11 protein-coding genes are annotated in these 11,870 nt (G+C 72.5%); 7 read left to right on the forward strand and 4 right to left on the reverse strand.

Annotation, left to right across the window (positions count from 1 at the left end; translation table 11 throughout):
- Window positions 1–191 precede the first annotated feature (191 nt).
- Window positions 192–1,799 (forward strand): ABC-F family ATP-binding cassette domain-containing protein, encoded by a 1,608-nt coding sequence (locus tag NDW01_RS40370; protein WP_252829822.1) that lies wholly within the window; start codon window positions 192–194, stop codon window positions 1,797–1,799.
- Window positions 1,800–1,814: 15 nt separating this feature from the next.
- Here the strand turns inward: NDW01_RS40370 and NDW01_RS40375 are convergent, their stop codons facing one another.
- From NDW01_RS40375 to NDW01_RS40385, 3 genes are all read right to left on the reverse strand, one after another.
- Complete coding sequence (locus tag NDW01_RS40375) at window positions 1,815–2,369, reverse strand: YceI family protein (RefSeq protein WP_252829823.1); 555 nt, start codon at window positions 2,367–2,369, stop codon at window positions 1,815–1,817.
- A 167-nt stretch (window positions 2,370–2,536) separates the two neighbouring features.
- Entirely contained in the window at window positions 2,537–2,902 is a 366-nt protein-coding gene (locus NDW01_RS40380) for a DUF2795 domain-containing protein (protein WP_252829824.1), read from the reverse strand.
- A gap of 317 nt (window positions 2,903–3,219) precedes the next feature.
- Complete coding sequence (locus NDW01_RS40385) at window positions 3,220–4,767, reverse strand: bifunctional phosphatase PAP2/diacylglycerol kinase family protein (protein WP_252829825.1); 1,548 nt, start codon at window positions 4,765–4,767, stop codon at window positions 3,220–3,222.
- A 109-nt stretch (window positions 4,768–4,876) separates the two neighbouring features.
- Between NDW01_RS40385 and NDW01_RS40390 the strand changes: the two genes are divergently transcribed.
- Together NDW01_RS40390 and NDW01_RS40395 are read left to right on the forward strand one after the other, a co-directional pair.
- A complete protein-coding gene (locus NDW01_RS40390; protein ID WP_252829826.1) occupies window positions 4,877–5,926 on the forward strand; it encodes an ABC transporter permease in 1,050 nt (349 codons plus the stop codon).
- A complete protein-coding gene (locus tag NDW01_RS40395) occupies window positions 5,919–6,746 on the forward strand; it encodes an ABC transporter ATP-binding protein (protein WP_406567805.1) in 828 nt (275 codons plus the stop codon). Before NDW01_RS40390 ends, NDW01_RS40395 begins: the two co-directional genes overlap by 8 nt.
- 67 nt (window positions 6,747–6,813) lie before the next feature.
- On the opposite strand, the gene NDW01_RS40400 is transcribed toward NDW01_RS40395, so the two are convergent.
- On the reverse strand, window positions 6,814–8,097 hold the full coding sequence (locus tag NDW01_RS40400) for a phospholipase D-like domain-containing protein (RefSeq protein WP_252829827.1): 1,284 nt from the start codon (window positions 8,095–8,097) through the stop codon (window positions 6,814–6,816).
- A gap of 302 nt (window positions 8,098–8,399) precedes the next feature.
- Here NDW01_RS40400 and NDW01_RS40405 point away from each other — a divergent pair, with 302 nt between their 5' ends.
- The 4 genes from NDW01_RS40405 (at window position 8,400) to NDW01_RS40420 (ending at window position 11,862) form a co-directional block, all read left to right on the forward strand.
- Entirely contained in the window at window positions 8,400–9,449 is a 1,050-nt protein-coding gene (locus NDW01_RS40405; RefSeq protein WP_252829828.1) for an ABC transporter ATP-binding protein, read from the forward strand.
- Window positions 9,446–10,354 carry a carbohydrate ABC transporter permease gene (locus NDW01_RS44150; protein ID WP_252829829.1) on the forward strand — a complete coding sequence of 303 codons (909 nt, stop codon included), beginning with the start codon at window positions 9,446–9,448 and terminating at the stop codon, window positions 10,352–10,354. Before NDW01_RS40405 ends, NDW01_RS44150 begins: the two co-directional genes overlap by 4 nt.
- 102 nt (window positions 10,355–10,456) lie before the next feature.
- A complete protein-coding gene (locus NDW01_RS40415; protein WP_252829830.1) occupies window positions 10,457–11,296 on the forward strand; it encodes an ABC transporter permease subunit in 840 nt (279 codons plus the stop codon).
- 32 nt (window positions 11,297–11,328) lie between these two features.
- On the forward strand, window positions 11,329–11,862 hold the full coding sequence (locus tag NDW01_RS40420) for a YbhB/YbcL family Raf kinase inhibitor-like protein (protein WP_252829831.1): 534 nt from the start codon (window positions 11,329–11,331) through the stop codon (window positions 11,860–11,862).
- Window positions 11,863–11,870 lie beyond the last annotated feature (8 nt).

Raw genomic sequence — 11,870 nt, forward strand, 5'->3', positions numbered from 1 at the left:
TTCTTGCTCCTCCAGGCTCGAGGATCCTCGGCGCTGATGCCGGCAGCGGCCCGGCACTCCCGGTGAAGGAAGCCCGGAGGTCGGTCGGGGGCGGTTCGTCCCCGCCGCCGTGCCCGTTCGCCGGGCGTTCCGCACGGCCGCGGCGGAAAATCCGTTGGCGTCCCCGGTGGGATGGCGGAGACTGGCCGATCGTGGGTCACGTCGAAGTCGCGCATCTCGGCCATGTCCTGCCCGACGGGCGCGTCCTGCTGGACGACGCGTCGTTCCGGGTCGCGGACGGCGCGGTCGCCGCGCTGGTCGGGCCGAACGGCGCGGGCAAGACCACGCTGCTGCGGCTCGTCGCCGGCGACCTCGAACCGCAGAGCGGCACGATCACCCGCAGCGGCGGGCTCGGCGTGATGCGGCAGTTCATCGGCAACATCCGCGACGAGTCGACCGTCCACGACCTGCTCGTGACCACGGCCGTGCCGCGCGTGCGCGACGCCGCGCAGGCCCTCGAACAGGCCGAGCTCGCCATGATGGAGCGCGACGACGAGCCCACCCAGATGCGCTACGCACGGGCGCTCGCCGAGTGGGGCGACGCGGGCGGCTATGAGGCCGAGGTGCTGTGGGACGCCTGTTGCGTCGCCGCGCTCGGGGTCCCGTACGACCGGGCTCGATGGCGGGACGTGAAGACGCTGTCCGGCGGCGAGCAGAAGCGCCTCGTCCTTGAGGCGCTGTTCCGCGGGCCCGACGAGGTACTCCTGCTGGACGAGCCCGACAACTACCTCGACGTGCCCGGCAAGCTGTGGCTGGAGGACCGGCTGCGCGAGACGTCCAAGACGGTGCTGCTGGTGTCGCACGACCGCGAGCTGCTGGCCCGCGCCGCCCGGCAGATCATCACGGTCGAGGCCGGGAACGTCTGGGTCCACGGCGGCGGCTTCGGCACGTACGCGCAGGCGCGCCGCGACCGCAACGAACGCCTGGAGGAGCTGCGCCGCCGCTGGGACGAGGAGCACGCCAAGCTGAAGGCGCTCGTGCGCATGTTCAAGCAGAAGGCGGCGTACAACTCCGACATGGCCTCGCGGTACCAGGCCGCGCAGACGCGGCTGCGGCGGTTCGAGGAGGCCGGACCGCCGGAGATCCCGCCCCGCGACCAGAACATCAAGGTCCGCCTGCGCGGCGGCCGGACCGGCAAGCGCGCCGTGATCTGCGAGGGCCTGGAGCTGACCGGCCTGATGCGGCCGTTCGACCTGGAGGTCTGGTACGGCGAGCGCGTCGCGGTGCTCGGGTCGAACGGCTCGGGTAAAAGCCACTTCCTGCGGCTGCTGGCCGGGGAGGACGTCGCCCACACGGGTGACGAGCGTCTCGGCGCACGGGTGGTCCCCGGCCTGTTCGCCCAGACCCACGCCCGGCCCGACCTGCGCGGCCGTACGCCGGCCGAGATCCTGATGACCGAGCACGCGCGGCTGCGCGACGAGGCGATGGCCGCGCTCGCCCGGTACGAGCTGCAGTACTGCGGAGACCAGCCGTTCGAGACGCTGTCGGGCGGCCAGCAGGCCCGCCTGCAGATCCTGCTCCTGGAACTGAGCGGCTGCACGCTGCTGCTGCTCGACGAGCCCACCGACAACCTCGACCTGGCCAGCGCCGAGGCGCTGCAGGAGGGCCTTGAGGCGTACGCCGGAACGGTCCTGGCCGTCACCCACGACCGCTGGTTCGCCCGGTCGTTCGACCGGTTCGTGGTCTTCGGGGCCGACGGATCGGTGTACGAGGCCGCCGAGCCCGTATGGGACGAGACGCGGGTGGCCCGCCCCCGCTGACCGGCGGGGCGCGGGTCAGTCGGCCGTGGTGAGGGCCAGGTCGAACTCGACCTCGACCTCGTCGGCGAGCTTGAGGGCGCCGAGCAGCGCGGAGTACGGCTTGATCCCCCACTGGGTCTGGACGACGGTCGCCCGGCCGCGTACCCGGTCGTCCTCCATGCCTCCGCTCACGGTGAGGGGATGCGTCCGGCCCATGATGGTCAGTTCGCCGGTGAGCGTGAACGACTCCGGGGTGCCCTGAGCCCCGGTCGAACGAAAGCTGATCAGAGGGTGGTCGCCGGCGCGGAGGATCTTCTGGCGGGCGTTCTTCTCGATCTCCGCCCGGTCGGAGTCGGTCAGCGGCTTGACCCCTCCGACGCCCTCCCGCACGCGCAGGGAGTCGGCCTGCGCGTCGACGTTCACGGACAGGCTCGCGGGGTCGGCCGGGTCGACCACCGCCTCACCGGACCAACGGGTCACCTCGATCGTCAGGTCATGCCCCACCTTGCGCCCGACACCGCTGCGGGACGTCCGGAGCAGGAGCCGTCCCGATTCGGGTCCCAGCGCGTAGGTGCCCGTCCTCAGCGCCATGTCTCCAGGGTACGCCCGGCCGCCCGCCTCGCCGGGCCGCCGACGCCCCGGCCGCCAGGGGCGCCGACGCTCCGCCCGCCGGGGACGCCGAGGCTCTGGCCGTCAGGGAGGAGGCGCCCGGCCGGGCGCCTCCGGTTCGACATGCTCGGGTTCACCGATCGGGCATCTCAGTGGCGCGCGGGCAGGCCGATCTCACGGACGATGTCCCCGATCGTGTGGAATTCCTTGTCCTCGGGCAATCCCGAGATGGCCTCGACCAGCGAGTCGGGCGCGCCCTTGCTCCTCAGGTGGGCGAGTAGACGCCGCCGGTCGGCGGGGAACTCGCTGGGCGGCAGGTGTCGGCTGAGCTCGGCCCGGCGGGCGACCTCCGCGGGCGACATGCCCCGGGCCGGTCGTGCGGGGCGTGCCGTGGCGTCTCCGCCTGCGTCACCGTGGTCGGCCCGTGTCGTCCCGCTCCCCTTGATGAGGTTCTTCGTCTCCTTCCGGAGGTGCTCGTCCTGGGCCGTACCCTGCTTGTCGCTCTCGCGCTGCATGGATGACCTCACCTTTCGCGTAGCCCCCTCTCGGACGCTCCCCCGGGCATACAGGCGTTCCGGTCCGACCCCCCGGCAGGGGAACGCCCGAGATCCTCGACTGGAATCAGGCGGTCGCTCTGCGTGACCACCCTCCAGCCGCCCTACCCGACCAGAGCCGTCGTGAACCCTGACCGAGCCCCGGCGGGACGCCGGAGGGAGCCACCGGCGCGGGCCTCGGCGCAGGTCGGCGGGGTGTCGGCGATCGGCCGGCCGTCGCCTCCGCCGGAACCGGCGCGCCGAGGGGAGGCCGGCGTCGCTCTCCTGGAGGACGGCGGTCAGTGGAGGCGGCCGGTCGTCGTCTGGGCGGATGCGGCCGCCGTCGCGGAGGGCACGAAGACGGCGAGCGCGGCGGGGGCCTTGGTCACGGTCACCGTGCCCTCCTCCGCGTCCCCGACCTCTCCGTCCCGGGTCAGCCGCAGCGCGCCGTGGGCGCCCTCCAGTTCGAGCTTGCCCGCCGACCAGGTGCTGTAGTCCGGCACCAGCCGCAGGTGCCCGATCAGCAGGGCGGCGACCGCGCGGGTCCGGCTGATGTGGCGTTTGGCGCCGATGAGCCGGACGTCGAGCACTCCGTCGTCCAGCCGTCCGCGCCAGGTCGGGGTCACTCCTCGCGCGCCGTACCGGCAGTTGCCGATGAACGCGAACCACACGCGCCGCCGGCGGCCGTCGACGTAGACGTCCGCCGGTTCGGAGTGCCGGAGCACGCGGACGGCGGCCACGGCGAGGGCCGGCCACTTGCCCAGCCGGCCCTCCAGCCGCTCCCGCCGCTGGACGAGTTCGGTGTAGGCGCCGAAGCTCGCGGTGTTGAGAAAGATCTCGTCACCGGCCCGGCCGACGTCGACCCGTGCGATGCAGCCCGAGCGGTACGCGGCGATCGCCTGCGCGGCCGTCTCGATGCCCAGCGCGCGGGCGAAGTGGTTGAGCGTGCCGCCGGGGATCACCAGCAGGGGGACGCGCTGGTCGAGGGCCGCGGCCGCCGCCGCCCGGATCGTGCCGTCGCCGCCGCAGGCACCGAGCACCGCCGCGCGGCCGGCGGCGTCCTTCAGCGTCGTCTCGAGGTCGCCGTCCGCCTCGATGATCTCCGCGGCCGGGAGGCGTTCCTTGAGGACGCGGGTCACGTCCCTGCCACCGGAGTTCGCGCCGGCGCCCGGGTTCACGACCACGACGACGCCCTCGCCGTCCTCCGAGAGCCCGCGGACCGCCTCCACCGGCTTGGTCCAGCGGGAGCTCGCGGGGCCGGGCATGGTGGGCCACAGCAGGCGCGTGCCGAGGCCGGCCACGGTGCCCAGCGCGATCCCGGCGAGCACGTCGCCCGGGTAGTGCGCGCCGGTGTAGATCCGGGAGAAGGCCACCGTGGCGGCGGTGACCCCGACGGGGACCGCCACGGCCGCCGGGGCCTCCATCGCGACCGCCGTGGCGAACGCCGCGGCCGACGCCGAGTGGCCCGACGGGAAGGACGGGGACGTCGGCAGTCGCCACGGCGAGCGGATCGAGGGGATCAGGGTGACTCCCGTCCGGGTGACGCGCGGACGGGCCGAGGGCGTGAACAGCTCGATGAGCGGGCGGGGACGCCGGAACGCCTGTTTGCCCACGAGGTTGGCCAGGGGGCTGGCCAGGCCGAGGGCGATGGCTCCGCGCAGCGCCGCCCGGCGCATCCGCGGCTGCCTGGTGAGGGCGAGGGATCCGGCCACGCCGCCCCACAGCACCGAATGATTCGCGATTCTGGAGAGGCGCGGCAAGACGTATTCGAGGCCGGGCAGCTTTGCCGCCGCGACCGCGTCGAAAGCGCGCTGGTCCAGCTCTCTCGCTCGATTCAACAGGGACATGAAGCGGTGTATCCCCGTTGCGCACCGGATCACGCAGACGATCACATTGTCGGCATCGCATCCGGCGGTTGGTCGTTCCCGGACGCCGGTCTGCAATAGGCTGCTCCGCATGAGTCACCCGGAACGGCTCGGAGCCTCGGGTGGCGGGCAGGTCAGCACGATCGCGGAGCCCCCTCACATGAACGGGAACCCCCCGCTGGCCGAGTTCGCCGCGCGCCATGGGCTCAAACAGAGCGCCGCTCGTCCCCCTCTCGGTGCGTACATCCGCCAGCTCTGGCAGCGACGTCACTTCATCTGGGCGTTCGCGTCGGCCAAGAGCGTCGCGATGTACACCGAGTCACGTCTCGGCCAGCTTTGGCAGGTCCTCACCCCCCTGCTGAACGCACTGGTCTATTACCTGATCTTCGGCCTGCTGCTGGGCCGGAGCGGGGACGTGAGCAAGTACATCCCGTACTTGGTCACCGGCATCTTCTTCTTCCACTTCACCCAGCGGTCGGTGACCTCCGGTGCGAAGTCGGTTCAGAGCAGCATGTCGCTGATCAGGGCGCTGCACTTCCCGCGGGCCACGCTGCCGTTCTCGTACACGATCGTCGAGCTCCAGCAGCTGTTCGCGGCGATGGGCGTGCTGCTGGTGATCATGCTCGGCTTCCAGGAGTGGCCCACCTGGGAGTGGGTGCTGATCATTCCGATCCTCCTGCTGCAGCTGATGTTCAACATCGGCGTCAGCCTGGTGGTCGCGCGGATCGGCGCGTTCGTCCCGGACCTCAGCCAGCTCCTGCCGTTCATCCTCCGGACCTGGCTCTACTTCTCCGGGATCATGTTCTCGATGTACACCCTGAGCTCCAAGGTCCCGACGTGGGCCATGCGGCTCATGGAGGCCAACCCCGGGTCGGTGTACGTCGAGCTCGCCCGCCGCTCGCTGATGGGCTCCTACCGCCACGACCTGCACAAGATGACGGCGAAGTACGCCGAGCAGTGCGCGGCCGGCGGCACGACGCACAAGCAGCTCGTCAAGGCGGCGAACGCCTGCAAGCAGCACGCCGAGCTCATCTCGACCGACCACATGATCTGGATCTACGCCGTGGGCTGGGCCGTGGTCGCCTTCGCGGTGGGCTTCTGGTACTTCCACCGCGCCGAGGAGAGGTACGGCCGTGGCTGACGCCCTCAAGGAGAAGGTCAAGGTGTCCGCAACCCCCGACGGGTCGGCCCCTCCGGTGGTGATCGACCCGAACCGCGAGCCGATCGTCGTCGTCGACGACCTGCACATCATCTACCGCGTGTACGGCGCGGGCGGGAAGGGCAACGCCAACAACGCGCTCATGCGCGTCGTGCGCCGGCAGAACCGCCCCTCGATGAAGGAGGTCCACGCGATCCGCGGGATGTCCTTCGTCGCCTACAAGGGCGACGCGGTCGGCGTCATCGGCACCAACGGGTCGGGCAAGTCCACGCTGCTGAAGGCCATCGCCGGGCTGCTGCCGCCGCAGAAGGGCGGCGTCTACACCGCCGGCCAGCCGTCGCTGCTCGGCGTCAACGCCGCGCTGATGAACGACCTGACCGGTGAGCGCAACATCGTGCTCGGCTGCCTGGCGATGGGCATGGGGCCGGACGAGGTCAAGGCGAAGTACGACGAGATCGTGAAGTTCGCCGGGCTCAAGGAGGGCTTCATCCAGCTGCCGATGCGGGCGTACTCCTCCGGCATGGGCTCGCGGCTGCGGTTCGCGATCGCCGCGTCCAAGTCCCACGACGTGCTGCTGATCGACGAGGCGCTGGCCACCGGCGACGCGAAGTTCCGGCGCAAGAGCGCCGCGAAGATCGACGAGCTGCGCGAGGAGGCCGGTGCGGTCTTCCTGGTCGCCCACCAGCTCGACTCGATCCGGGAGATGTGCAACCGGGTGCTGTGGGTGGACGAGGGCCGGCTGGTCATGGACGGTGACACGGACACGGTCGTCGACGCCTACGTCGAGGCCACCGGGAAGTGATCGAGCCCGCTTCGGAGGTCGGACGACGTTCCGGGGAAGCGACCTCCGAAGCGGGCTCTCGCCCGGATCATCCGGGGTCCGGCACGCTGCCCTTCAGCTGGTAGTGAGACTGGGCGGCGTCCCAGAGCCGGGTGAAGTTGTTCTGGTAGGCGCCGTAGACGCCGGCCCCCTCGATACTGATCATCGTCTCGTCGTTGTGCCGCAGCGCCGGCTCGGTGTAGTTCGGGCTGCCGGTGATGACGACCTTCCGGGACCGCCCGGCGTACGTCCCGTCGATCAGGACGTACTTGGAGTGGGCGAAGGCGTCGACCTCGTCGCCGGTCTCCGCGTCGAAGTACATGTAGTGGCTGCTCAGCAGCTCCGGCCCGTCCTCCTGTTCGAGGATCTCGCGGGCCCGGTCGCTCAGGTTCGTGTAGATGACCCGGACGTCACAGCCCTGGTGGGACAGCGACCAGAGCCGCTCGGCGACGTCCGTACGGCTCAGGTTGAACGTCGTCACGTGGACGGACGTGCCGCCTCCGCAGCCGACCTTCCCGAGCAACCGGTACAGGGTGTCGGTCGTGGCCGAGTCGCCCGCGCGGGGGAAGGTGTACGCGGTGACGGGCCCGCTTCGGGTCACGCGGTAGTGGTCCCGCTCGTGATGCCGGGCGGCCAGCGCGGAGAAGTAGCGGCCGTACGCCCGGTAGAGGCGCGCGTCGCTGATCGTGAACGCGTTGTTCCAGGCGTTGACCCGGTTGCGGGTGGTCAGGTTGGCCGAGGACTGCACGACGACGTTCCGCGCCCGTCCGGTGCGCGAGAACAGGAAGAACTTGTTATGCATGATCGTGTCGCCGACACAGCCCTTGTGGCAGGCCACCACCCACGATGACCTCTTGCGGCTGGTGCCCAGCGCCCGCTCGACGCGGCGGTACGCGTCGTTGTCCCGGGTGCTCGCGTCGACGACCAGCTGAACGTGCGCGCCCCGTCGCTTGGCGTCGGTCAGGGTCCGGGCGAACGCCTGCGACGTGAACATGAACACCGCGATCCGAATCAGCGCGCCCCGGGGAGCGCCGGCCGTCAGCTGGTTCACGTGGTGGGCGATGGCGTTCTGCTCCGCCGCCGACCCGGAGGGGACGTTGAACACGGCGGAGGGCCGCAGGGCGGCCGCCGGGCGGATGCCGGAGGCGGTTCCGAGCCCTCCCGGCACGACGGTCCCCCGCACCGCGGACGCCGCGGACGCCGGCGAGACCGACGAGGCCAGTGCGGCCGGCGGGCCTGACCGGACCGATCGGGCCCACGAGGCCGGGGCCGGCGAGGAGGCACCGGCGACGGCGACGGCCGTGCCGACCGCCGCGATGGCGAGTCCACGCATGTCCTGATTTCTCCTCTTTTTGGGACGGGCGGGCGGACGGCCGGTCCGCGCGCACCCGGAGTTCGAGCGATGTAGATCACGCACTGTAGCGCTTCGGTCACACAGGACACACGACTTACCCAAGAAAAGCCCCGGATGCGGGCCTGTGCGGCAACTGCCGCTGGAAGCCAGGCCAAGAGCGATCTACTTTCGAGGGAGGAACCTCTGTACGGGGAAGGCCCAATGCCGGTTGCGCGTCCTCTGTCCCGACACGACTTCCTCCATCCCTTCCGCTCCGTCACTCCGTCCGCGCCCACCCGCCGGTGAGGGTCCTCGAGACGCGGGGCCTGGTGAAGGTGTACGAAGGCCGCCGCAAGCAGCACGTGCGCGCGCTCGACGGCGTCGACCTGACCACCGAGCAGGGTGAGTGCCTGGCCCTCCTCGGACCGGCGGGCGCGGGCAAGACCACGCTCCTGCGCACCATCGCCGGCCTGGAGTCCCCGACGCTGGGCGAGGTCCACCTCGGCGGGCACCTCATGAACGGCCTGCCGCCGCGGGCCCGCCGGGTCGGCCTGGTCGTCCCCTCGCACGCCCTGTATCCGCACAAGAGCGTGCGCGGCAACATCGAGTTCCCGCTCAAGGCCGAGCACGTGCCCCGCGCGATGCGCGAGCGCAAGGCCCGCTGGGCCGCCGACCTGCTCGGCATCCCCGACCTGCTGGGCCGCCGCCCCGGCCGGCTGTCGGCGGACGAACGCCGCCGGGTGGCCCTCGCCCGCGCCCTCGTCCGCGAACCGGCCGTCCTGCTGCTCGACGAGCCCCTGGCGGGCGTCGACCCGCGGTCCCGCGCCGCCGCCCGCGACGAACTGCGGTCGCTGCAGCGGCGGCTCGGCACCGCGATGATCTGTGTGACCCACGACCAGGCCGAGGCGACGGGGCTCGGCGACCGCGTCGCGGTCCTGGACGCCGGCCGGCTCCGCCAGGTCGGCACGCCACAGGACCTGTACGACGAGCCGGTCGACACCTTCGTCGCGACCCTCATCGGCACGCCGCCGATGAACCTCGTGCCGCGTGGCGACCGGCTCATCGGCTTCCGCCCCGAACACCTGCTGCCCGCCGAGGAGGTCCCCCCGGACGGGCGGGTCACGATGCCGCTGCGCGTCGACCGGATCGAGCACCTGTCGGGCGACCGGCACGTGTACGGCCGCGTGACGCGCATCGGCCGCGAGACGCGGGTGATCGCGCGGTTGCCCGCCACCGTGACCACTCCGCTCGCCGGCGGGGAGACGCGCGAGTTCGCCGTGCCGGGCGACCGTGTGCGCTTCTTCGACGCCGAGTACGGCAACCGCACGGCGCCCGTACGGATCGGCGGGTGAGCCGCGTGGCGGCGAACACCGCGTCTCGTCGCCGGGGCGGGCTCGCGGACCGGGAGGGCCTGCTCACCTGGCTGTTCCTGCTGCCGTCGGTCGTCTACCTGGCGGCGCTGGTCCTCGTGCCGCTCGCGCTGGCGATCGCGCTGGCGCTGTCCGGGGTGACGGCGGCCGCCCCGGCGTACCGGTTCACCGGCGTGCGGCGGTTCGGCTCCGTGCTGAGCGACGGCGCGTTCTGGCGGGCGCTGACCGGAACGCTGGTGGTCGCGGGCGTCTCGACGGTCCTCGTGGTCCTCTGCGGGCAGGTCCTGGCCCACGTTCTCCTGGCCCGGTTCCGCGGCCGGTGGCTCGTCCGGCCGCTCGTGCTCCTGCCGTGGACGACGCCGGCCGCGCTGTCGGCGACCTCCTGGCGGTGGCTGCTGGACTCCGCGCACTCCCCCGCCGGACGGCTGCTGCGGGCCGCCGGCGTGGCGTCCTGGCACGAACGGCCCGCCATGGTCCTGGGCACGATCGTCGCCGTCCAGGTCTGGCGGCTGACGCCCCTGGCCGCCGTGGTCATGGCCGCCGGGCTCACCGCGATCCCCCGCGACGTACGGGACGCCGCACGCGTCGACGGGGCGGGCGCCGTACGGCGGGCGGTGGAGGTCGTGATCCCGCTCGCCCTGCCGTCGATCGCGGTCGCCGCACTCCTGACCGCGATCCTGACCTGCGCCGATGCGGCGGTCGCGGCCGTACTGACCGGACCGGGAGGGTCGCCGTGGACGCTCGCCGCGCTCGCCTACGCGCGGGGGATCGAGGGCGGCGCGCTCGGGCGCGGCGCGGCGATCGCCGTCCTCCTGCTGCCCCTGCCCCTGGCCGGGGCTGCCGTCCTCCTGCGAGCCGGACGTTCCCCGGCGGAGGAGGCCGCGTGAGCACCTTGGTCGCTCCTCCGGCGAAGGAGGTCGCGTGAGGGAGCGGAGCGAGCGAGCCATCGGCACGGCATCTTTGACCGCTCCTGCGACGAAGGAGGCCCCGTGATCGGGGGGCTGGCCGCCCGGACGGCGGCGCGGGAACTCGCCCGGCAGCGGCGGCGCCAGGCCGTACGCCGGGTCGTGGAGCGCGCGGCGCTCTACGCGCTGGCGGCCGTCGCCTCGGTGCTCTGCGCGGCGCCGTTCCTGTGGAGCCTGTGGGCGGCCGTCCACGAGGTCCCGGCCGGGGAGAGCGTGCGCCTGCTGCGGTCGACGCCGTTCGGGGCGTGGGTGGGCCGTACGGTGCTCGTCGGCGGGCCGGTCACGGCGGTGACGGTGCTGCTCGCGCTGCCGGCCGCGTACGCGCTGCGCCGGAGGCGGTGGGGCGGCACGGCGGGCCGGATCATCGCCGTCCTCGCCCTCGTGCCGTCCGTGCTGCTCGCGGTGCCGCTGTCGTGGGCGGCGGACGGGCTCGGGCTCGGCGGCTCCCTGGGAACGCTGGTGCTCGTCGAGCCGGCGGTCACCGTTCCGGTGGGGGTGCTGCTGTTCGGCGGTTTCCTGCGGGCGGTTCCGGTGGACGTCGAGGAGCAGGCGCTCGTGGACGGGCACAGCCGCCTCGCGGCCTTCGTGCGGGTCGTCGTGCCGCTGCTGCGGCCCGCGATCGCCGCCGTCGCCGTCCTGGCGTTCACGCTGGCGGCCGGTGACCTGGTGTACGCGCGTGCGCTCGCCGGAGCGCGTTCGACGGTGGCGGCCGGGATCCCCGCCCACCTCGAACACGGGGCGGCTCCGCTCTGGCGGACGCTGCACCTGGGCGTCGCCGCCGTCGCGGTTCCGCTGGCGGCGGCGACCGACCTCGTACTGGGAAGGATCATCGCGGCGTCGGCGGGCACGGCTGATAGGACTTAGGCGTATCCGTCGAACCGACCGAGGAGGTTGCCATGGCAGGCCGGCCACCGCTGCCGCACGAATTCCTGCCCGAGGTTCCGTCGTTCACCGTGACCAGCGACGACGTCGCGCACGGCGAGCGGCTGTCGAACGCGCACGTGTTCAACGACTGGGGGTTCAGCGGCGAGAACCTCTCTCCGCACCTGCGCTGGGAGGGCGCCCCGGCGGAGACCAAGAGCTTCGCCGTCACCTGCTACGACCCCGACGCGCCGACCGGTAGCGGCTTCTGGCACTGGGTCCTGTACGACATCCCCGCCTCCGTGACCGAGCTGCCGACGGGCGCGGGCGGCGGTGACTTCAAGGGCCTGCCCGAGGGCGCCAAGCACGCCCGCAACGACTACGGGAACAAGGAGTTCGACGGGGCCGCTCCGCCTCCCGGGGCGCCGCACCGCTACGCCTTCACCGTGCACGCGCTGGACGTCGAGAACCTCGGCGTCCCCGAGGACGCCTCGCCCGCGGTCGTCGGCTTCAACATCACCGGCCACACCCTGGGCCGCGCGCAGATCGTCCCCGAGTTCGAGAGCTGACGTCTCCG

This window comes from Actinoallomurus soli (assembly GCF_024055715.1).
Classification (GTDB): Bacteria; Actinomycetota; Actinomycetes; order Streptosporangiales; family Streptosporangiaceae; genus Actinoallomurus; species Actinoallomurus soli.